This window comes from Geomicrobium sp. JCM 19037 (assembly GCF_000698105.1).
Lineage (GTDB): Bacteria > Bacillota > Bacilli > Bacillales > Marinococcaceae > Geomicrobium_A.
In genome coordinates, this window is the sequence record NZ_BAWZ01000002.1 from 175,527 (window position 1) to 197,300 (window position 21,774).

The window sequence follows — 21,774 nt, forward strand, 5'->3', positions numbered from 1 at the left end:
AGGCTGTTACGTTTGCAGTAGTTGTTTTCCTTGTGAAGACAATAAATAATGTTGCACCGGACGACCGGACGGCTGATAGGTGAGGTCTTTTTCCAGCCACTTTTTTTCAACGAAAAAGCGCAAGTACTTGCGCAATGATACGTGAGAAATGTTCGTCATCGTACTCAGTTCTGCGGCAGTGTACCATTCGTTATTGTGATGAAAGGCGTGCAAAATGCGAAGCGCTGTTTCTTTCGTAATCCCTTTTGGCAAGTCGCCGTCCAAATCATAATCTGAGTTGTGAAGTCGGCGGTCCAGTTCATGTTGGCTGTAGAGCGTCGGTTGGTCGCTCACGAGACGTTGATAGCGAAACATCGCTTCATGAAACCGTTGAAAGGTGAACGGTTTGACTAGGTAATCAACGACCCCAAGACGTTCCCCGATACGGACGGTTTCATGATCGTTCGCTGATGTGACGAGAATCACATCTACGTCAATGTCAAGGTTGCGGATGTGGCGCAGCAATTCCAAACCGTTCTCTTTTTCCAAGTACACATCCAAAAGCAACACATCCATCTCCGTGTTTGTGACGAGTGATTTTCCTTCGGAAAGTGTCGTTGCCGACCCCGCCCATTGAAAGCCTTCGAGCATCTCTACATATTTTTGGTGAAACTTAGTGACGAGTGGTTCATCTTCCACCGTCCCGACAATAATCATCGGTGGTCCTCCTTTACTTCAGCGGGCATTGTGATCGTTAATGTCGTTCCTTCTCCCTTTGAGGAGGTAAACGCATACGTTCCGCCTGCTTGTTCCACAGCTCTGGTCATGATCGTAAGACCAAACCCACGATGAGCGCCGTTCGTTGAAACCCCAGACTTAAGCAAGTCCGGTAGTTGGGAAGTGTCAAAGCCTTTTCCATTATCTTGTACCTCGAAAACAAGTTGATCGTTACGGCTTGCAAAAGAGAGCGTCATCCGTTTTTGTTCTTGACCAATCATCGCTTCATACGCATTGTTTAACGCGTTGCCAATGATCGTAATCCACCGATCAATATGCCTCGGCTCTGTCAAAATTAGCCAGCCGCCATTGCCAGAGAGCGTCACGTTCACATCCGCTTTTTCTAAGCGGTCGATCTGATTTGCAACATATCCGGCAAGCGTGATGTCTTTAACATACGTTGCAATTTCGTTGATGCCAGCGTTGTATTGGTCAGATAAGTAATCAACATATTCCTGTAGCTCTTCAAAAGACTTCGTATGCACCATCGCTCCGATTACATGAAGTTTGTTCATAAATTCATGCGTTTGGAAACGTAAAGCTTGTGCATAATGCTCGACCCCTGACAACCGTTCTAGCGCTTGGTCCAATTCATTCCGATTTCGAAACGTCACGAGCGCACCAACCGTATCGTTACCGACCTTTACCGGAATTCTGTTCGTAATCATTTGCGTATCTTGGAACACTTGCAAGTCATCGAGCACTTTCCGGTCGTGCCAAAGTGGTTCTGAAATCGGGAACTTCGGCCACACGTCGTTCAACGGCTTACCGACGTGATCTTTTTCAAGTGCATGTATTGCCGCCTCGTTCATCACGATGATCGTTCCTTCATTATCGGTTGCGATCACCCCTTCTTGCACACTTTCAAGCATTGCTTCACGCTCTTTCAGGCGTTGAGCGATGGCTTCGGGCTCGAGGTTATGTAACGTGCGTTTGAGACGCAAAGCAAGAAGGCATGCACCAGCAGCACCAATGAGCATGCTCACCCCTGTCGCAATAAACACGATCTGTTGACTTTGGAAAATCGAATCTTCAATACGCTGAGTGGAGATGCCAACAGAAATCGCACCGATCTGATTCTCCTCATTCATCACCGGGTGAAACGCACGCATCGACGGGCCGAGTGTGCCGACTTCTTCTGATGTATACCGATCGCCATTCGCAAGTACTGCGTGAACATCATCGCCGACAAATCGTTCCCCGACTTGTTCAGCCGTTGGGTGAGTCAGCCGAATTCCGTCCATATCCATAATAACGATATAAAGCAAATCATTGTCCTCGCGTAAACGTGCTGCAATTTCACTTAACTCGGCATTTGGCTCGTCAGAGACGAGGGCAGAAATGACGAGCGGATTCACGGCAAGGTGCGTCGCGCTGAGCATCGCTTGTTGCTCGAGCGACTCCCGTGTCTGGTTCGCTTGCGACTGGGCAATCAATAATCCCGCCAACAGCAATGTTACGAGCAGCAACAACGAAGTAATCAGCATCATTCGATACTGAAAACGCCATTTCGTTGGATTCATACGTTGCCCCCTCCCTGCACAACTTCATAACGTCTATTATAGGGAAATTAAGCGGCGTGTGCCATCTTGGAATTGGAAAACGCAGGAGCTGTGGATGTTTCTTGAAGGGTGTGAATAATGCTTTCATGCGCGAAGTCACTGAAAAAGCAGCATCCCAATCTCTAGTTTCATGTTAATGCGATACATCGGCTCCGACCTATGTGGGGATTCGAACAACATGGCGTGCTGCAATCGGTAAGAATCCCCTCATATAACCTTCTATGAGGGATTTAACCTTTCAATGTGGGGATTCCTGTAAAAAATGGTGCCTGATTGAAGAAAATCCCTCATAAAGTGGTCTATGTGGGATTTTCTATTTTTTAACGAGCGAAACTCTGTTGTACGATTTCACTTTCCCTTTTTAGTGATCTGTGAATGCGTGGCTGGTGGGCCAACCGGTGTATATAAGGAGTTGTGGCGACGTCTGCTCGTCGCGGGGCCGCGGATAGGTTGAAAACTGTACCACCGATTCGAGGGCCAAAGCGGCAGCTTGGGTACATAATCTGTAAACTAGGGTTCGGTTTCGGGGCGCATGCGGCCGGAACGACAATTTCTAGCCCATCATCAATTGGACGTAGATGACTACATATTATACGTGTAGGTTAAATTGCACACAGCGACTTTTGAAGATAACTGAAGTATTGATCATTGGAATGATCAATACTTCAGTTGCCCATCAACCTCTATAGTAAGATTCTTTCAAATTTGATCGCATACTTGGCTGAAATCTTACCGTTGGTCTTTATATGGTGAGATTTCCGATCTACGCCCCGCGCCAACGCTCAACACTTGTGGAAGTTCCCTATTGTGAGCGAGCTGGTATTGTACCTAGGAGATAGACACATACTGGTTGAATATTTGACACACGTCGATGTGAGGGGTGCGCAAACGATAAGTGCACGCTTTCGACACGGAAGTGCACATATTCGACAAGCGAGTGCACGCTTTCGACAACAAGCACCCCTTTTCAACATCGTTGACCCACATATTTAGGAAGTCTACCAACTGCTCACCGCCTAGCAACTTTAACTGTGCACTTCTAAGCGATACTCTCGAATCTTCTTATAAAGTGTCGTTCTAGACATGTTCAGTTCTCTGGCGGCTTGTGAGATGTTGCGGTTCGTTCGGATGAGCGCATGTAAAATCGTTTCTTTTTCAATGTGCTCGCGACGGTGAGTCATCTGCTCGTACACCCGCTGAGATGAAGACTGGTCACTGAGCAGATCAGGAAGGTGCTCAATACCGATCTGGTCACCAGGCTCAGACAAGTAATACGCCTGTTCGATCACATTTTGCAGCTCGCGCACGTTGCCCGGCCAATGATACGATTGCAGCCGATGCATCGCCGCGTGGCTAACCGTCTTCTTCCTATCCGGCGCGAGTTTCTTTAAGAAATCCTCAACGAGCAGCGGCGTGTCGTCCCTTCGTTCTGCAAGCGTAGGTAGCTCTATCGTAAACACGTTCAAACGATAGAACAAGTCTCCTCTAAACGTGCCGCTGTAAGCAATTTCTTCATGCAAATCCTTGTTCGTGGCGGCAATGATGCGCACATCGACAGGAATCGTCTGGTGGCCCCCGACCCGAGTTATTTCCTTCTCTTGAAGCACGCGCAACAGCACCGCCTGCAAACGAATCGGCATGTCACCAATCTCATCTAAAAAAAGCGTTCCCCCATGCGCTTGTTCGAACTTTCCTTTGCTTCCCCCTTTTTTCGCGCCAGTAAATGCCCCCTCCACGTATCCGAACAACTCAGAGTTGATCAGGTTCTCACTAATCGCAGCGCAGTTCAACGCCACAAACGGCTTGTCCCGGCGATCACTCTCATAATGGATCGCTTTTGCAACCACTTCTTTGCCCGTCCCACTTTGCCCGAGCAACATCACATTCGCCATATTCGCTGCTGCCGTTTGAGCGAGCGATAACGCCTTTTGGAACAACGGGTTCTTGCCCGTAATCGTGTCGATCCTAGGAGTTTTCAGCTGAGAATCCCCCGCATACGGGCGTTCCCCCCGCGTTTTTTTGGACAGGTAGATGTAGCGGTAACTGCCGGATGGAATGACCCGGATATGAAATAGAACGTGATCTGAGCGCTGCAACGTTTCTAGCGTCGTTTGCGTAATCGAATCGAAATTGTACTGCACTAACATCCGTAAGTCACTAGAGAATTCCTTCACGTATTCTCGGCCTAAATCGTTCATAAAGACAATTTCTTCTTCTTTTTTCACAATCAAGCCGTCTTCATAGTGAGAAGAGATGTTCTTTAGAAGTGTATACATAAATTGGGTTTCATTTCGCTGCGTTTCGTTCTCCACCACTATGTGCACAACGGACGTCAAGGCTTGGAATTGTCCTGTATGCACGGGGCCGTCCACAGATTCACCGCTCGGTATGAAGGCAGCAAGTGCTCCTAACAACTCAGCATCTTTAAAGACCGGCATGCTCACAATGTGCCAATCGCCTAAGCCGTGAAGGTGCTCGGCGCTCGTTGAAGTATGAGGCTTCTCCGTTTTTAGCACGTCTCTAACCGCTGTGCCCCGCCAAATATCGCTCTTCCAAATCGTCGATGCTGTATCTTGACATGCATTCGGTAACGTGTGTGCATAGGGATGTGTAGGGTCTAGCAAATAGCCGTCACGCGTGAACATGAGGAGCGGATGAGGGTAGAAACTAGCCGATTCAAAGATCGACTGCTGTAGCAAGGCGAGCCCGTAGTCATCGGGCTTTGTGGTCGTTGCCGCCGCTGTAACTTCTTATCAAGAAACGTAAAAGGCGTCGGAGCGACACGTTTCTCCGATTCAAACCGTACCTGAAAGCGCCCGTCAGCTTCGTGTTCGCCAATTCGGGTTTTCATATGTACGTGTTGGTTATCAGGATCAACGAAAATGTCACCCCGTGGCGCACTGTGCATCCTGTTCGTCATCTTTGTCTTTACTTCTGACGGGTGGTTGGCTTTGTTCATCCCTTCTGCCAATAAATGCACACAATTGTACGCTCCTTCCATAGCTGAGCTCACAAGGGGGACGTTGAAGTCATTCAAAAAGCGGGCATTGCTCGCATTCGTGCTGGACTGAAAGTAAGGAAAACAGGAATAATGTCGCTGTTCACCCGTAAGCTGCATCTCGGCGAACTCTGTTTCAGACGTTATCGTGCTAGCAATCGGGATATGAGGGGTGAGCAACTCACTCTGTTCGTAAAAGTGAATCACGCTGTCTCCGACGAGAGTTGAAAAAATGACATCTGGACGAAGTTGTTCAATTTTGTTCAACTCCCGTTCAAATGAACGTTCCCCTAATGAAAAATAAGATTCGCGGACGATGCTGCCACCGTATTGCTTCATTAGCGCATGAAGGTATACGTTCATTTCTCTTGGATAAATGTAATCGGACCCAATCAATGCAAAGCGAGTCCCTTCTTCTTGCATGAGCCAAGGGACGAAGCTTAACAGTGATTGATTCGGTGTTGGGCCGCAATAGATGACCGAAGAATGTGCTTCTTTTCCTTCGTATTGTGTTGGGTACAAAAGCAAACCGTCGAACTGATCTAATAAGGGGAGGATACGCTTTCGACTAGCGGACGTGTAGAGGCCGATGAAATAATGAACCCCTTGCTCGAGCAACTCTTTCGTCACTTGATAGGCGACATCAGGTCTGAACACGTATCTTTAAAATGAGGAACGAAACGAAATCCTGTTTGATCACTATAACGATTAATCTCATCAATTCCGTGCATAACCGCTTGATACTGCCCACGTTCACTAACAGCCATTGTGCTGATAGTGAGAAGAGCAAACCGACGTCGATGAGTTGCATCGGCGTCCCTCCTGTTCACTTTTTAAAATTAAGAATAGTTTACCAATATGAACAGAAATGAACAAACTGAACAAGTGTGAACAATGGTCGTTAAAGAGATTCTCCATAGTAAAGGGATTTTTGTCGTTGGTACAGTTTTTGCAATACACATGAACGAACCTTACATTTGGAGGGATAACGCAATGAGACATGGAGATATTTCAAGCAGTAATGATACGGTCGGAACCGCAGTCGTCAATTATAAGATGCCAAGGTTGCATACGAGAGAAGAAGTTCTTGAAAACAGTCGAAAAATTGCTGATATGGTCGTAGGAATGAAAAAAGGGTTACCGGGTATGGATCTCGTCATTTTTCCTGAGTACAGTACACACGGCATTATGTACGATGAACAAGAGATGTATGAGACAGCAACGACGATTCCAGGTCCGGAAACAGAAATCTTTGCTGAGGCGTGTAAAAAAGCAAACGTATGGGGAGTATTCTCATTAACGGGGGAGCAACATGAAGATCATCCGAACAAAACCCCGTACAACACACTCATTCTCATGAACAACCACGGAGAAATCGTGCAGAAATATCGTAAGATTCTTCCTTGGAATCCGATTGAACCTTGGTATCCAGGAGACACAACCCACGTCGTGGAAGGTCCGAAGGGGATGATGATTAGCTTAATCATTTGTGATGACGGCAACTATCCTGAGATTTGGCGTGATTGTGCGATGAAAGGTGCGGAGTTAATTGTTCGTTGCCAAGGATATATGTATCCGTCAAAAGAACAACAGATTAACGTTTCTAAAACGATGAGCTGGATGAACAACTGTTATGTGGCAGTTGCGAATGCTACTGGTTTTGATGGTGTGTATTCTTATTTCGGTCATTCTAGCATTATCGGCTTTGATGGCAGTACGCTCGGTTCGTGTGGAACTGAAGAGTACGGCATCCAATACGCCGAGTTGTCGGTCTCGCAAATTCGTGATGCTCGTTCGAACTGGCAGTCACAAAATCACTTGTTTAAGCTGCTTCACCGAGGGTATACCGGGCTTATTCAATCTGGAGAAGGAGACCGCGGCGTAGCAGAATGTCCGTTTGATTTTTACCGTACGTGGGTGATGGACGCTGAAAAGGCGCGAGACAACGTGGAGCAGATTACGCGAAGAGCAGTCGGAACAGCCGAAAGTCCTATTGAAGGCATCCCGCATGAAGGAAAAGAAAAAGAAGCGGGACGTAAATAACCGCGATGCCGTTCATCAATGACAAACTAAACCATTACGAAACAAACGGCGAAGAAAAAAAGCCGGTTACAAAAGATGCGGGCTCACGTTATCGGTTCGACGTTGCCCATGTGATGGACAAGTTGCAATCTCGGATTTTTGGGCAAGAACATGTGATGGCGAATATGGAGGATATGCTCTCCCTCGTCAAAGCCGATATTAGTGACACGACACGGCCGCTGTACACAGGATTGTTCCTTGGGCCAACTGGCGTTGCAAAACCGAAGTTGTAAGGATCGTTGCTGAAAGCATTTACGGGGAAGCGGACCGTTTTTGTCGCATCGATATGAACACACTTTCCACCGAACATTACAGCGCGGCGTTGACTGGCGCCCCGCCGGGGTACGTCGGGAGTAAAGAGGGCACCACCCTTTTTAACAAGGAATACATCGAAGGCACGTACAGTAAGCCTGGCATCGTTTTGTTCGATGAGATTGAAAAAGCAGATCATGAAGTGATTCTCACACTATTGAACGTTTTTGACCACGGGCGCTTACGGGTGACGAGTGGACAAGTTGATCTCGATTTTACGAATACGATCGTGTTTATGACGAGCAATCTTGCATCGAAAGATATTTTGCAACACGCTGATCAAACGAGCGATGAAGTCAAAAGGATTGTGCAAGAGAAACTAGAAGAAACGTTTTTGCCGGAGTTCATCAATCGCATCGACGACATTTTGCAATTCAACCGATTAGAGACGGATGTAGCGAAGCAGATTGTAAACATGTACACTGCGGACCTCAATGCGCGTCTCAAGCGTCATAACAGTTCCGTTTCCCTCGAAGCGCCGTTCGTGACACGGCTCATTGACGAAGGGTATGACGCTAAATACGGTGCCCGTGCACTAAAAAGGAGCTTTCGCCGGAGCGTAGAAGTACCTTTAGCCAAACGACTTGTCGCAGGGGAATCCGGTGAATTCCTTGGACGAGAAAGAGAAATTACGATTAAAAATACATCCATCAATCAATAAATGATACGAGGCCGTTCAACTAATGAACGGCCTCGATTTATAGTGGGCCAATGTATAGAGCAAGAGTTCAATGAGTTCAGGTTTGAATTTTGTGATAATATAAAATATAAGTAATAAATCATACAAATATAAGGGTGTTGTCAATGACAAGGAAATGGCCATGGTTATGGATTGGTCTGATACTCATCTTGGCCGGCTGTCAGCAATCCATATTCAAGCATGCCGAAAGTGATACGTGGGAAATTGAGTTCGAAGCCGTTCAAGCGCATGAAAGCCAAGAAACCGCCTTTTACACATTTCACTACTTGCCAGACAATTACGAAGAAGTAGAGAGTATTGATGTTGTTACAGACTACAGTTTTGAAATACGAGGAACCACTTTTGACTCCGGTAGCTCAGCGATTACAACCGAAGCGGGTTGCACTGGATGTGCATTAACAGATGAAGATCGCACCATTGAAGTGACGATGATTTGGACGATGGCAGAAGGCGAACAATTTGAAGAAGTGCTCGAGCTGGAGTAGGGGTGTGGTTAGAAACTGCGCGCGAGTTTGTAGATGTTGCGCTCTAGTTGGCGAGAAATCGGCAAAAAGATGGACTTTTTAAGCAAACTAGCGCGCAGATTGCTTCAACTGGAGCGCAGATTCACATATTGCTAAGCGACCGCCCCCACCCGGTCGCACGAATGCTTCCGAGGGGGATTCTATCCTCCAAGCCGTTACCTTAACGCTTGATCTAGTTCATCCATTAAGTCAGCAGGGTGCTCAACGCCGATGGACAGGCGAATGAGGTTAGCTGGAATGCCGGCCAGCTCCCGGCCTTCCTCGCCTTGTTGCTGGTGTGTGGAAATGGCTGGGATAACCGCAACACTTTTATGGCGGCCAAGATCCGTCGCTCGCCAAATGATTTGGAGGCGATCAAGTGTATTCCGAGCGGCTTCAGCGCCACCTTTTACCATAAAGCTCATCAAATGACCGTACCGATTGACGGCGTTTCCAGACTCGTCGCCATCTGCGAGCCACATATACTTGGAGGCAGTTGCATGTCCAGCATTGGAGCGAAGACCTGGGTAATGAACCGCCTCAACCATGTCATGTGCCTCTAGAAACTCGGCAACGCGCATCGCATTTTTGCTCATTACGTCTACGCGCGTGCGTACGTACGCAAATCGTTGAGAATAAAGTGAGCACTTAGTGGAGACAGTGATGTGCCGTGGTCGCGCATCGGCCAAAGCTTCACGTAGCCAGTGAAGTTTTCCCGCATTTCATCGGTACCGACACGGCTCGGGATATGGTGTTTGGCAACGATGGCACCAGCAATCGCTGATCCGCTTCCGCCGATCGCTTTACTAATGGAATGCACGACAATGTCCGCACCGTGCAGATCGGACGCATGAGGGCAGGGGTTGTGAGTGTCGAATCAACGATGAGTGGAATGCCGTGATCATGGGCGAGATTCGCCAATGGTTCAAGGTCTGCCACCGTCAATGAAGGATTGGACGGCATCTCAACATAAAGGAAGCGCGTCTCGTCATCAATGCGCGTCGCCCATGCATCAATATTGGCCGTGTCTTGCACCCAACGCACGTCAATGCCCCGTTCATTTTGATAGCGTTCATCGAACAACATGAACGTACCTCCATAACATTTCGCATCGGCAACGAAGTTCATACCGTCCGTCTCAGCTTGTAAAAACGGATTCGTTGCCATGAAGATCGCACTCATTCCAGAACTCGTCATAACCGCAGACGTCTCGACGTCTGAGCCATAGCCTTCAAGTAGGGCAAGTGTGCCTTCAAGGTAGTGAAGCGTCGGGTTATGAATACGCGTATACCCCCACGCAGGTGTTTGGTAAGAAAGCGCAGCTTCCAGATGATCGGAATTCTCGAAATGCTGGGCTGGTGAAACAGTAAGCGGTTCCATAATGCTTCCCTGATTTGCCATCGCATCTTCCATCCCATACAAACCGTGCGCGGCAATCGTGTCAAATCGCTTCGTTTTCATCATCTGCTTGCGGGTCGTTTCCGCCTGCAATTTTTCCATCCCTCGGTCAATATACTTTTGAACACCCGTCATTATAATTCCTCCTTTTGGATAGGCAACGCCGTCGACGATTTTACTTCGCCATACGACACACTAGTCTGAATGCGCGTCACACTCGGCAATGCACTCAAATTCTCAACAATAAACGTTTTCAAGTCATGACTGTTTTTTAATAATACTTTTAGAATATAATCATACTCGCCCGTTACGTGATGACACTCCAACACTTCAGGCATACGCACAACCTTTTCTTGAAAGAAATCGATATGCTTTCTTTGATGCGCATTCATGCCTACATAAATAAAGCAGAGCAGATCAAAGCCGAGTCGGTCTTTATTTAAGATCGTGACATAGCGTTCAATGATGCCTGCTTCCTCTAAACGTTTGACCCGGGCATGTGTCGCTGGAGGAGAGAGATTAATGCGGCGAGCCAAATCGACGTTCGACAAATGGGCTTCTTGTTGAAGCAATTCGAGTAGCACCCGGTCGGTATCGTCGAGCTTGTAATCTACTAATGATTTTACCATGAAGACGCCTCCTAGTATTGATTATTCTTAATATTAACAAACAATCAAAAGAAATGAAGGTGTAACTACGTTTATATATAAATAGATTCATTTTTTGCTTTGCTTTCATTTGTTCGTCAGAATCATTAGAATGGAATTATAAAGAGGTGTTGATCGATGAAAAAGGTGTGGATCATGATAGCGGCGAGTATGCTTATGGCGTGTGCGAATGGTGAGGAGGCAGAGCAAGTTCATGTGATGGCAGCGGCAAGCTTATCCGACGCACTCGGTGATATAGAAGAGATGTATGAAGAGGAAGAACATGTGGAACTGATTATGAACTACGGCTCTTCTGGACAACTTAGGCAACAAATTGTGCAAGGAGCGCCTGTGGATGTGTTTATTTCTGCCGCCGAATCTGACATGGAAATGCTCGTTGATCTAGGAGAGGTAAGCCAAACCACTGCTTTACTGCGTAACCGGCTACAACTCATATCAACACTAGAGATGGAGATTGCCGACTGGTCTGACCTCACGACAGTAGACTTCCAACGTATTGCAGTCGGTCATCCCGAGTCTGTTCCAGCCGGGAAATATGCTGCCCAAGTATTAGAAACTATGAATCTACATACCGAACTTGAGGATCAGTTTGTGTACGGACAAGATGTTCGGCAAGTACTTACTTATGTGGAAACAGGCAATGCAGATGTTGGCATTGTGTATCAAACGGATGCGCTAAGTACAGAAGCGTCCAATCGGTTGCACTCGCACCGGAAGATAGCACGAACCGATCGTCTATCCGATCGGTCTAATCGGGGATGTTAGCGAACAAGCGAAACACTTCTATGACTGGCTGCAGACGGACGAGCCGTTACATATTTTCGAATCTTATGGGTTTGAGATCGGCGCTCAACATGATTGAAGCGTTTTGGACGCCGATCCTCGTTTCAATACGTGTTGTTGCTTTGGCAAGCATCCTCTCCTTCGTCCTTGCGATCATTTTTGCTTGGTGGATGAAGAAAAGAAGCTTTCGTGGAAAAGTATTTGTTGAGACAGCGCTCATGCTTCCCCTCGTTTTGCCTCCGACAGTTATTGGCTTTGGATTATTGGTCATTTTTGGTCGGAGAAGTGTGATCGGTGAATGGTTTGAGCTGCTGTTTAATCAACCGATAGTGTTTACATATCTCGCAGCAGTTATTGCAGCGACCGTTGTCGCTTTCCCGCTCATCTATCAGCTTTTAATCAACGGCTTTGAAACGATTGATGATGAACTTGAAGCCGCCGCGCGCCAAATGGGAGCAAAAGAGTGGCAAGTGTTTGTTTATGTCACGTTACCGATGACGTGGAAGACACTCATCTCGGGGTATATGCTAGGGTTTGCCCGGGCAATGGGTGAGTTCGGCGCGACGATGATGTTTGCCGGAAGCATCTACGGGGTCACACAAACGGTTCCGACGAGCATTTATATAGCCGTGGAGTCGGGAAATACCACCCTTGCCGCATATTGGGTCGGCTCAATTGTCATCTTTGCATTCGTTCTGCTTGCAGTCGTTCAGCGATTAAAGCGAGGAACAGGAGGGTCGTTTTGAGTTTATTCTTTCATTTCAACGAGAAACTTCAAGGGAATGCGGTTCGCCTACCCGAGGGTGAATTTACGATTGTTCGCGGAGAAGCGGTAGCGCTTCACGGTGATACCGAGTGGTTAGAGCCCTTTCATGAATGTTATGTAGACCCGTTATTCGTAGAAACACCTGTGGCGAACCGGTTCATATCGTTGCAGTCCGATGGGTTATACACTCGCCTTACACCACGTCAGCACTTGCGTCTGTGGCGAGCATGTACGGATGCAAGCGAGAAGAGGTCGACATTTTACGTGCGTGTGGCTTACAGATGTCGCCGACCGTCGCATCAAACGATTAACAGCAATGCAAAAGCGCCGCTTGCATTATGCACGTGCGTTAATTATGCCTGCCGATGTTTATTTGTTTGATCAGCCAATCATAGGTGCCGACCGTGAAACGAAACAAGTTTTTCAAGGAGTGCTCAAACGTCTTCAGAAAAGGTATGTTGTGCTTACGAGTACGTCTTTAGAAGAGGCGGTGCAATATGGCAAACCGTACCGACTTCATGAGCGTGGTTTATCAAGTCAAACCGAAGAAGTGACAACAGGCTCACCGTTGAAGTTAGAGAAAATATCGGCGAAGGTTGATGACAAGTTCATTTTATTTGATCCGTTGGAAATTGACTATGTTGAAAGTAAAGATGGACATACGTTCATTCATGTGAACCAAGAAGTGTTCGTGTCTGCACTGCCTTTAAAGGAGTTGGAATCCAGACTAGTTCCGTATGGCTTTTATCGATCTCACCGGGCATTTGTCGTTAACTTGCAGCGGGTAAGAGAAGTCATTGTATGGAGCAAAAATAGTTATAGCCTGCGGCTCGATGACCGCAAGAAGAGCGAAGTTCCGCTATCCAAAGGAAACTATTCGACGTTACGAGACATGTTAAAGATGTAAGGAGACGAGCACGATGAGGTTATGGAGAATGATTTTTTACAAAGAAGTCCATCAGCTCCTAACAAATGGGGCCATCTATTGGATTACGCTCGTTCCGTACGCTACGTTTTTAATGATTTTTATGATTGATAACAGACCCGATTTGCCATTTATAATCGCGCTGGCACTCGTCTTAATGCCGATGCAGATCATGGCGAGCTTGCTTGTCGAAGAGAAAGAGCTCCATGCCTGGCGCGTATTTGACCAAAGCGGGGTCTCTTTTCTTTTGCTTTTAGCTGGGAAGGCAATGATTTCCTTATTCATTACCGTAGTGTTTATTACGCTCGCCATTTGGGTGAGTGAAGTTGCAATCATTCATGCGATTGGCATCGTCGTTTTCACCGTTCCCATTGCCGTATTCTTCGCATCAGTCGGCGCTGTGGCGGCAGCGTTCTCCAACAATCGACTTGAAGTTGGTTTTTGGGAAGGACCGGTATTTTTGCTTTTTATTTCCCAGGCAATAATTTATCAAAACTTGTCAGAACCGGGAATATTGCCAATGGCTCATTTCGACAAAGCAATCGCAAACATTATTGCAAATCCCTTTTCAGTTGTCGGAGAATTCCTCGTTCTGTGCTTATTCGCGTTTATTTGTGTGCCCGTTGCGCTGCATCTATTGAACAGAAAGAAGCACAGTTTCTAGTCCCTCCCACTATTCGCTTCGCCCCGTTCATGACCCATTTCCCTCCTCGTGTCCGGAATTTGCTGAGGCATCCTTCCCGTCCACCTACACTAGAAGTAGAAAAAGGATAGGAAGGGTGGCTGTCGTGATCGAAGATTACATGAATTTCGTTTTAGACACGATGCAACGTGTGTTCATTTCTGTTCAAGACTTCGTTATTCAACTTTCAGAAGTGAACGGATGGCTCGTACCATTCGCTGTTGTTGCGATCGGGTTTATTCCTTTTTTAGAAGCATTCTTTGCTGGAGGCGTCGCGAGCTTCACCGGTGTGCCCGTCGTCGTGGCAGCCATCGGTGCAATCATTGGAAATGTAATTTCCGTATTGCTCATCATCCTCCCATTTGATGCGTTATTTCAGAGAATGAGGAATCGGAAAACAAAGAAAAAAGGGGGATTCATTCGTTCAAGGTTTGAGAAAGCAGGGAAGATGTATCGGCAATACGGAGTGGCTGGCTTAGCCATTCTCACGCCGTTGTATGCATCTGGACACATCGCTGCTTTCGCGTCTTTAGCGGCAGGCGCAAAGAAACAAACCGTTATTTTTTGGCACGTCGTGAGTATCGTTTTATGGGGGGTACTTGGTGCGCTGTTTGGCGCTTTCGTTGGCTTCGACCATATCGTTGACCCTTAAAATATAAGGAGTGGATGAGAGTGACGTGGGTGCATACCATTAGTGGAGTGATCGCCATATTTGTCATTATGGCAATCATGGATTGGATTAACTTTCCTACACAAGGAACGAACAACTTTTTAGGCACACTTGATGACTGGGGTGTGAATTTCTTAAATATGTACAATGATAATCTATACAATATATTTGGGAGCTTAACACTTATCATTAGCCCGGTCGTACTCATCGTGACGCTTGTCACGAAGGCAAAAAATAGAGCGAAGGATTTTTTGATCCTTCGCTCTTTAACCATTAGTCAAGTACAGTTACTTCTACAGATTGGCGACCGAAGTTTAATGCTTCTTCTGTCGTAGCCATGTGCAAGTCAATCTTATTTCCGTTGATCGCACCGCCAGTGTCACCAGCAATTGCTTCGCCATATCCTTCTACGTAAACCGTAGAACCAAGTGGAATAACGTTTGGATCAACAGCAACAACATTGGCATTGCGGTCGTTCAATAAGTTGATGCCTGTTGCAGTAATTCCAGAACATCCTTCGCACTCAGCCGTGTACGCTGTAGCTTCCATTGTCATTGTGGCGCCTTCTGGTGCTTCTGTGCCGCCACTCGTTTCATTTTCAGTGTTGTTCGTTGTTGATTCTTCAGACGTGGACTCTGTTTCTGCGGATGCGGTTTCTTCCGTTTCAGTTACAGGTTCCGTTTCTTTTGTTGGCGCCCCATTGTACATGAGGTTGCTAAACGTGTCTGGTCCAGCAATACCGTCAGCGGCAATGCCAGCGTCTGATTGGAATTCAACCAATGCATCTTCGGTTAATGGACCGAATTTGCCATCAACATACGTTGGGTCGTATCCATTTGCTTGAAGTTCAGATTGAAGCTCTTCAACGAGGTCTCCCTCATCTTCAAGTGTTAGGTTTGATAGCGCGCCAAGTGTTTGTACACCAGCAAGCCCATCTGTGAGCAAGTTATGCTCTTCTTGGTAAGTTGTAACAGCGTCTGTCGTCGCAGCGTTATACTCGCCTGTGACATCGGCGTCGTCGAGAAGTCCTCTATCATTCAATTTCTCTTGGAGTTGTTCTACATCTTCGTTGTTTTCGAGTACTTCACTTGCATCTGCTGTCATCGGCGCTGTCATGAGCGCGAAACCAGCAGCAAGTGCTGTAAAGCCTAGGCTATATGCAATGTTTCCTTTAGTTTTCCTAGCTTTAAACATCGTAACCCTCCTTAGTGGTCTTAATCAGTTACCGCATTCCACAACGTGAATCGTAACAACCAATCGCAACCAAAGACAAGCAAATTCTTCTAATTTAACCTGATTGAAATCGAGTTGTAATGGAATGGCGATATTGTTTGACTTTCGTTACATATTTACATAGATTTGCTGATTTTTGGTTTAACAGTTTTCCAAAGTGTAAGAAATTCCCTGTTTGGATAAGCTGAAATAAAAAAGGAGAAACGTCAATGCAAGTACTTCATGGCATTCGTGTGCTCGACCTCACGCGCCTATTGCCCGGTCCATATTGCACGATGATGATGGCTGATTACGGTGCAGAAGTGATAAAAATCGAAGCGCCTACGACTGGTGACTACGGCCGGGAGACTGAACCGATCATCAACGGACAGAGCACCCGGTTCTTAACGCTAAACCGAAACAAAAACAGCATTCAACTGAATCTCAAAACAATAGAAGGAAGAAACACACTGCTCGACATGTGCAAACAAGCAGATGTGATTATGGAAAGTTTTCGCCCAGGCGTTATGAAACGACTTGGCCTCGATTATGAAACCGTGAAAGAGATCAACCCGCAAATCATCTACTGTTCGCTCACCGGATACGGACAAACCGGTCCGTACCAAAACATGGCCGGTCATGACCTCAACTACATTGCAACCTCTGGTCTAGTAGACATTACTGGAAATACAGACGCCCCACCTGTCGTGCCTGGTGTACAAATTGCCGACATCGCAGGAGGGGCGCTGATGGCGCTCAGTGGCATACTCATGGCGCTCGTCAGTCGCAGTCAGGACGGTGCGGGTCGCTACGTTGATGTATCAATGATGGACGGAGTCATGTCGTTACTCGGATCGGTCACACACGGATACCTTGCCGGTGGTGCAGAACCCGAGCGAGGCAACACCCGCCTTACCGGTCAGAAAGCGTGCTACGGGATTTATCAAACGAAAGATGAGCGTTACATTGCCGTCGCCGCTCTCGAACCGAAATTTTGGAAGAACTTCTGCTCACGCATCGGAAAAGAAGATTGGATTGATCAACTAAACGGGAATGCGGACGTTCAACAATCCATGAAACAAGAACTCGCACACCTATTCAAGACCAAAACACGAGACGAGTGGATAGAACAACTCACAATAGAAGAAACGTGTGTTAGCCCGGTGCTTAGCGTTGCCGAATCCATCAATAACCCGCAAGTCCAAGCACGGCAAATGATCATCGAAACCGAGCACCCAGCACTCGGCAAACTGCTCCAAACCGGTTTTCCCATCAAATTCTCCGGAGATGCTGGACAATTTCGACATCATGCCTCAGACCTGTAGACAATCGCCTAAAATTAAGCTATGTTAAAGGAAAAATAGAAGGAACATGCCCGATGACGATCGCGTCGATGTCAAAAGCTGCGGCTCTAGAAATTATTAGTTGGACGTATGAACCGCCGTATTCAATGTACAACTTAGAAAACGTACCCGAACAAATTGAAGAATTGTTAAATGGAAACTATTACGTATACCATTGCCCCGACGGGACGGTGTACGGATTTTTTTGCTACGGTCATGACGCACAAGTACCGGGCGGCCAGAAGGATGGCGTATACAAAAGCGACGCCCTTGACATCGGCCTCGGCATGAATCCCATCTTCACTGGGCAAGGGTACGGACAATCCTTTTTCCAAGTTGGACTGCACTATGGTAGAGAAACATTTGAACCGAATCGCTTTCGTTTAAGTGTGAACCGGAGCAATCAACGAGCCATTAATTTATACCGAAAGTGTAATTTTGTTACGGTTGATCGCTTCAATAACCCGGGACCCCCTAAAGCTGAATTTTTGTTAATGGAAGAGATGTAAAGATGTCTATACACTTTACATCTTTTCTTTATGCAAATAGCAATAACTCAACGACAAAAGCTGGTACAAAACTTGCATTGTATAATTGTAACCGCTTACAAAAAAGGAGGATGAGCCGTTGCGTACGTACAAAAAAGAGGTCAAGTTCACACTGTTCATGGCATTAGCATTTATCGTTGTCGGGAATGTCGGGTTGTTTTTTTCTGTATTTCCGTTTGAAGGGGTGCTGTTGTTCGGGTTTCCGGTCAGTTACATCATTCCAATTCTTTTCGGCTGGTTCGGCGTTTGGGGGTTGACGATCGTTGCAGGGCGTATGGGAAATCGATTGGACGATGCGATTGAGAATGAGGTTACAGAAGACGAAACGAGAAAGGAAGTGAGCTGACATGAATGAAGAGATTTGGCAAATATCAAACCCGATCATTGGGATTGTCGTTGTTGCGATAACATTTCTATTGTTTTATGTTGTTGGCTATCTGTCCAACCGTAAACAATCGTCGGTGCGAGATTTGTACGTCGCCGGAGGTCAAGTTGGGGCATTAACGAACGGTTTGGCAATGTCATCGACGTATATGAGTTTAGCGACATTTCTAGGGATTACAGCGCTTATTCTTAATCTACAGATGCCGCTCATTATTTTATGGATTCAGCTCATTTTGGCGATTCCGCTAATTACAATCATTTACGGAACGAGTTTACGGCGGATGGGGGTCATTTCTCCAACGCATTTCATCCGTGAGCGTTATGGTGTGCGGGCATGTATCATCGCAGCCGTTTTCATGATCATTATTTCCATTATGTATGCCCTCGGGCAAATGATCGGTGTAGCGGTAGCGTTTGAAACACTTCTCGGTGTACCGTATATATGGGGACTGTTCGTCGGGGGGATCATCATCGTTGGCTACATTACGATTGGCGGTATGACAGGGCAACGAATAATGCAGCTATCCAAATGGTCATCATCGCCTTATGTTTATCGTGCCACTCGGGGCAATTATGAAGGCATTAGGAGGCTCAGGCTGGTTTTTCCCACCACTTTTCTATTCAGACATGGTTCCAGCCATGCTTGAGTCATTTCCGACGTTTTTTGATTATCAGTATCCATCCAAATGGTTCTTTGCCCTTATTCCTGCACTCACAATCGGTGCACTCGGTTTGCCGCACTTGGCGATGCGGGTGTACACAGCATCAAGTTTGAAAAGTGCGAGGTCAGCAATGGTTTGGTACGCATTTATCACCGGTCTCGTTTTCTCAGCTACGTACGCCATGGGATTTGTTGGCGTATACGCGACGGAAACACAAGGGCTTGTCGTTTCTGCAGGCGATGCCGATAAGCTGACGATGATTTTGAATATTGTTTATAATCCTGAGTGGGTAGCTGCACTCGTTATTGCAGGGGCAATCGCAGCCGGTGTATCCACACTAAGCGGGAACTTGTTAGCCATCGGTGCATTGTTATCTGAAGACATTATTACGACGTTGCGACCGACGTTAACCCAAAAAGGAAAAGTACGATTAGGTTATGTGGCAATTTTCCTCGGAGGAATCGCCAGCATATTGCTAGCCGTCAATCCACCTTCGTTTCTCGTTGTCAGTATATTCTGGGCATTTGGGCTTGCCGGTGTGACCATCGCGCCGCTCGTCATTTTGGGCGTCTGGTGGAAAGAAGCCAATCGTTATGGAGCGATCGCAGCATCGGTGATCGGAGGCATTGTATATATTCTCTTGTCTCCGTTCGTAGTGCCGAGCCTTGTCCTAACAGACCACCATGTAACAAATGAAATGGGCATCTCTGGTGCGATGTTCGCTGTGCCATTAAGCTTCATCATTATGATCGTCGTATCGTACGTCACAAACAGAATGCCCAAGCTCAAGTCTCGCTTAACGACAGATAGAGATCATGCGCTTGTTGAACGAATTCACGGTTGGAAAGATGTTCAGTCATATCGATACAACAGCAAGATTGGTCCCGCTGTCGCTGTTGTTGTTTGTTTTGTCGTTGCGGTTTGGGCGTTAATTCCATGGAATATGTAAAGGAGGAGATGATAAATGGTACTACGCATGATTGCCCTTGACCGTGGTGCGTTTGAGATGTACTTGCAATCAGACAAACGAACCTACTATAGCCGTATCATTTTAATTCTGATTGGCGTAGCTTTGGGCTCATTGCGATCTTACTCAATCGCTCGGTCATCACAAGCTTTGATTCGTTACTCATCGGTATGGCCATTGTCCCAACACTTCTCGTTTGTTTAGGGATCCTTATGGTGATCGTGACAAAATTTGGCTTAACGTTAATTCTTTGGGCCGGTGCACGTGGCTTCGGCGGTCCGGGAAAAATGCGGGAAGTGAACCGTAGTATGCCCGTCGTACTCATACCAGGTGTTCTCGGCGTCCCGCTACTCATCGAGTACGCCAACAGTTTTCTAATCGTAGCTTCTTGGTTGGAATGGTGTGGATGTATCTCATGTGTGTGCGTGTAATGGAAGTGACGCAGCAGTTTCAACGCACGAGAGCGTACTTGTCTGTCGCTATGTCGTTTCTATTTTTTGTTAGCATTTATTATTTAGTAGTGTAGCTAGAGGGAACCCCTCTAGCTCCTTTTTATAGTAGAATGGGAGTAACTTTTTTTGAAAGGAAGTGACACGTGGACGAGCGAGAAAAATCAGCAGAACTGACGTTGTTAAGGCTGTTGAACAAACGTATGCGCTTAGACGCACCCGAGCACCTGCATAGCTTGGAAAAAGGATTTGTTGGCGAATGCCATCTCGACAAGTGGCTCAATTCCGTAACGAGCGACTGCATTATTCTCAACGATTTATGGCTCCAGTACAAACAGTCATTGTTTCAAGTAGATACTTTAATTATTTTCCCCGAAAAGATCTTCATCTTGATGCCAAAAATTATAGCGGAGATTACAAGGTGGATGGAGATTATTGGTCGACGCTCCGCGGCCATGAAATCAAAAACCCGCTTCACCAATTGCAACGATGCGTTACCCTCCTGCGCCAGCTGCTCCAAAGCTTTGGCTACACACTTCCGATCGAATCCCGTCTCATGTTTATGAACCCAGAATTCATGTTGTATCAAGCCCCACCGCAACTACCTGCTGTTTTCACATCTCAACTTGACCGATTTTTGTGTACCCTCAACGCCTCAACTGCCCCTTTGTCCAAAAGCCATCATGCACTCGCCGCGAAATTAACATCCGAGCAACTCACAACCAATCCCTTTGCGCTACAGCAATCGTATTCTTATGATCAGCTACGTAAAGGAGTTGTGTGCTTGCGTTGCGCCAAAGGAGTGATGAAAAGAGAGCATAATCACTTTACCTGTGCTTCTTGTGGGATAAACGAGACTGTACACCAGTCAGTCACACGGACAATCAACGAATTCATGCAGTTATTCCCTAACAAGAAACTAACAACACAAATCGTATTTGACTGGTGCGCGCAGCAAATAGGAGAGCGGTCCATACGCAGATTCCTTACTAAAAACTTCATAAAAAAAGGAAGCGGTACCGCAACGTATTACGAAGCTCGAGACACAACTGACAGTGCCAATGAGCGGTAAGTGGAACGAGGAGAACAAGTGTGTTTTGTTTAGTTCCGGGCAGAAGCAACAGGCGGTAGTAAAACCCGAACAGCTATCGACACGTCGCACCTCTGGTGCCGAAGCAACCCCTGTGCATGAAGCCCTAGGTCTAACCGATACCGCATTTTTCTCGGCACGACTCGTGCCGACAGCAAGCCGGTATGTTAAGGTAAGCCAGCCCGTATCACGCAGTTTTGTTCCGGCTAGGAGGGTTGTCCGGACAAGAACGCGTGAGTCGCCGGTTTTTGTTCCGGCTAGGAGGGTTGTCTGGACAAGAACGCGTTTGTCGCTGGTTTTTGTTCCGGCTAGGG

General features: G+C 46.8%; 24 protein-coding genes and 1 pseudogene. 17 read left to right on the forward strand and 8 right to left on the reverse strand.

The genetic code is table 11. The annotated features are described in order from the left end of the window. Positions 1 to 6: 6 nt before the first annotated feature. From JCM19037_RS02070 to JCM19037_RS02085, 4 genes are all read right to left on the reverse strand, one after another. Positions 7 to 696: a response regulator gene (locus JCM19037_RS02070; protein ID WP_042397322.1), complete on the reverse strand. Its 690-nt coding sequence runs from the start codon at positions 694 to 696 to the stop codon at positions 7 to 9. Next, positions 693 to 2,279 carry an ATP-binding protein gene (locus JCM19037_RS02075; RefSeq protein WP_052363448.1) on the reverse strand — a complete coding sequence of 529 codons (1,587 nt, stop codon included), beginning with the start codon at positions 2,277 to 2,279 and terminating at the stop codon, positions 693 to 695. The genes JCM19037_RS02070 and JCM19037_RS02075 overlap by 4 nt, the downstream gene beginning before the upstream one ends. Before the next feature lie 1,064 nt (positions 2,280 to 3,343). Further along, positions 3,344 to 5,017 (reverse strand): sigma-54-dependent Fis family transcriptional regulator, encoded by a 1,674-nt coding sequence (locus tag JCM19037_RS21835; RefSeq protein ID WP_193744633.1) that lies wholly within the window; start codon positions 5,015 to 5,017, stop codon positions 3,344 to 3,346. Further along, positions 4,936 to 5,973 carry a transporter substrate-binding protein gene (locus tag JCM19037_RS02085; protein WP_042397325.1) on the reverse strand — a complete coding sequence of 346 codons (1,038 nt, stop codon included), beginning with the start codon at positions 5,971 to 5,973 and terminating at the stop codon, positions 4,936 to 4,938. The genes JCM19037_RS21835 and JCM19037_RS02085 overlap by 82 nt, the downstream gene beginning before the upstream one ends. Before the next feature lie 336 nt (positions 5,974 to 6,309). On the opposite strand from JCM19037_RS02085, the gene JCM19037_RS02090 reads away from it, so the two are divergent. The 4 genes from JCM19037_RS02090 (at position 6,310) to JCM19037_RS02100 (ending at position 8,895) form a co-directional block, all read left to right on the forward strand. After that, entirely contained in the window at positions 6,310 to 7,359 is a 1,050-nt protein-coding gene (locus tag JCM19037_RS02090) for an aliphatic amidase (protein ID WP_042397407.1), read from the forward strand. A gap of 5 nt (positions 7,360 to 7,364) precedes the next feature. Then, on the forward strand, positions 7,365 to 7,631 hold the full coding sequence (locus tag JCM19037_RS21840) for a hypothetical protein (protein WP_052363450.1): 267 nt from the start codon (positions 7,365 to 7,367) through the stop codon (positions 7,629 to 7,631). Between the two features lie 17 nt (positions 7,632 to 7,648). Next, entirely contained in the window at positions 7,649 to 8,371 is a 723-nt protein-coding gene (locus JCM19037_RS02095) for an AAA family ATPase (protein WP_238544500.1), read from the forward strand. A gap of 143 nt (positions 8,372 to 8,514) precedes the next feature. Continuing rightward, the gene (locus tag JCM19037_RS02100) at positions 8,515 to 8,895 is read left to right on the forward strand and encodes a hypothetical protein (RefSeq protein ID WP_042397326.1); all 381 of its coding nucleotides are present in this window, start codon (positions 8,515 to 8,517) and stop codon (positions 8,893 to 8,895) included. Positions 8,896 to 9,089: 194 nt separating this feature from the next. On the opposite strand, the pseudogene JCM19037_RS28095 reads toward JCM19037_RS02100, so the two are convergent. The 3 genes and pseudogenes from JCM19037_RS28095 to JCM19037_RS02110 form a co-directional block, all read right to left on the reverse strand. Continuing rightward, positions 9,090 to 9,724 (reverse strand): annotated as a pseudogene (locus JCM19037_RS28095) (PLP-dependent transferase). Beyond that, entirely contained in the window at positions 9,607 to 10,446 is an 840-nt protein-coding gene (locus tag JCM19037_RS28100) for a PLP-dependent transferase (protein WP_052363453.1), read from the reverse strand. Before JCM19037_RS28100 ends, JCM19037_RS28095 begins: the two are co-directional and overlap by 118 nt. Further along, positions 10,446 to 10,940 carry an Lrp/AsnC family transcriptional regulator gene (locus tag JCM19037_RS02110; protein WP_042397329.1) on the reverse strand — a complete coding sequence of 165 codons (495 nt, stop codon included), beginning with the start codon at positions 10,938 to 10,940 and terminating at the stop codon, positions 10,446 to 10,448. Before JCM19037_RS02110 ends, JCM19037_RS28100 begins: the two co-directional genes overlap by 1 nt. A gap of 156 nt (positions 10,941 to 11,096) precedes the next feature. Here JCM19037_RS02110 and modA point away from each other — a divergent pair, with 156 nt between their 5' ends. From modA to JCM19037_RS02140, 6 genes are all read left to right on the forward strand, one after another. Then, on the forward strand, positions 11,097 to 11,744 hold the full coding sequence (modA, locus tag JCM19037_RS02115) for a molybdate ABC transporter substrate-binding protein (RefSeq protein WP_052363454.1): 648 nt from the start codon (positions 11,097 to 11,099) through the stop codon (positions 11,742 to 11,744). Between the two features lie 89 nt (positions 11,745 to 11,833). Beyond that, on the forward strand, positions 11,834 to 12,508 hold the full coding sequence (modB, locus tag JCM19037_RS02120; protein WP_042397332.1) for a molybdate ABC transporter permease subunit: 675 nt from the start codon (positions 11,834 to 11,836) through the stop codon (positions 12,506 to 12,508). A 255-nt stretch (positions 12,509 to 12,763) separates the two neighbouring features. Continuing rightward, positions 12,764 to 13,435: a LytTR family transcriptional regulator DNA-binding domain-containing protein gene (locus JCM19037_RS21855; protein ID WP_052363455.1), complete on the forward strand. Its 672-nt coding sequence runs from the start codon at positions 12,764 to 12,766 to the stop codon at positions 13,433 to 13,435. 13 nt (positions 13,436 to 13,448) lie between these two features. Continuing rightward, on the forward strand, positions 13,449 to 14,117 hold the full coding sequence (locus tag JCM19037_RS02130) for a hypothetical protein (RefSeq protein ID WP_042397334.1): 669 nt from the start codon (positions 13,449 to 13,451) through the stop codon (positions 14,115 to 14,117). A 115-nt stretch (positions 14,118 to 14,232) separates the two neighbouring features. Continuing rightward, entirely contained in the window at positions 14,233 to 14,787 is a 555-nt protein-coding gene (locus JCM19037_RS02135) for a small multi-drug export protein (RefSeq protein WP_042397336.1), read from the forward strand. A 20-nt stretch (positions 14,788 to 14,807) separates the two neighbouring features. Then, complete coding sequence (locus JCM19037_RS02140) at positions 14,808 to 15,140, forward strand: hypothetical protein (RefSeq protein ID WP_042397338.1); 333 nt, start codon at positions 14,808 to 14,810, stop codon at positions 15,138 to 15,140. Here JCM19037_RS02140 and JCM19037_RS28955 read toward each other — a convergent pair. Beyond that, the gene (locus JCM19037_RS28955; RefSeq protein WP_152548898.1) at positions 15,079 to 15,999 is read right to left on the reverse strand and encodes a peptidoglycan-binding protein; all 921 of its coding nucleotides are present in this window, start codon (positions 15,997 to 15,999) and stop codon (positions 15,079 to 15,081) included. The genes JCM19037_RS02140 and JCM19037_RS28955 overlap by 62 nt on opposite strands. Positions 16,000 to 16,247: 248 nt before the next feature. On the opposite strand from JCM19037_RS28955, the gene JCM19037_RS02150 reads away from it, so the two are divergent. From JCM19037_RS02150 to JCM19037_RS29800, 7 genes are all read left to right on the forward strand, one after another. After that, positions 16,248 to 17,342 carry a CaiB/BaiF CoA-transferase family protein gene (locus tag JCM19037_RS02150; RefSeq protein ID WP_042397340.1) on the forward strand — a complete coding sequence of 365 codons (1,095 nt, stop codon included), beginning with the start codon at positions 16,248 to 16,250 and terminating at the stop codon, positions 17,340 to 17,342. Positions 17,343 to 17,395: 53 nt separating this feature from the next. Further along, on the forward strand, positions 17,396 to 17,869 hold the full coding sequence (locus tag JCM19037_RS02155) for a GNAT family N-acetyltransferase (protein ID WP_042397343.1): 474 nt from the start codon (positions 17,396 to 17,398) through the stop codon (positions 17,867 to 17,869). 118 nt (positions 17,870 to 17,987) lie between these two features. Further along, on the forward strand, positions 17,988 to 18,254 hold the full coding sequence (locus JCM19037_RS02160; protein ID WP_042397344.1) for a hypothetical protein: 267 nt from the start codon (positions 17,988 to 17,990) through the stop codon (positions 18,252 to 18,254). 1 nt (position 18,255) lies between these two features. Then, a complete protein-coding gene (locus JCM19037_RS26495; protein ID WP_238544496.1) occupies positions 18,256 to 18,939 on the forward strand; it encodes a hypothetical protein in 684 nt (227 codons plus the stop codon). Beyond that, positions 18,866 to 19,903 (forward strand): hypothetical protein, encoded by a 1,038-nt coding sequence (locus JCM19037_RS26500; RefSeq protein ID WP_238544497.1) that lies wholly within the window; start codon positions 18,866 to 18,868, stop codon positions 19,901 to 19,903. Before JCM19037_RS26495 ends, JCM19037_RS26500 begins: the two co-directional genes overlap by 74 nt. Before the next feature lie 15 nt (positions 19,904 to 19,918). After that, positions 19,919 to 20,125 carry a hypothetical protein gene (locus JCM19037_RS21865; protein ID WP_052363456.1) on the forward strand — a complete coding sequence of 69 codons (207 nt, stop codon included), beginning with the start codon at positions 19,919 to 19,921 and terminating at the stop codon, positions 20,123 to 20,125. 564 nt (positions 20,126 to 20,689) lie between these two features. Continuing rightward, complete coding sequence (locus JCM19037_RS29800) at positions 20,690 to 21,442, forward strand: nuclease-related domain-containing protein (RefSeq protein ID WP_373900235.1); 753 nt, start codon at positions 20,690 to 20,692, stop codon at positions 21,440 to 21,442. Positions 21,443 to 21,774: the final 332 nt, after the last annotated feature.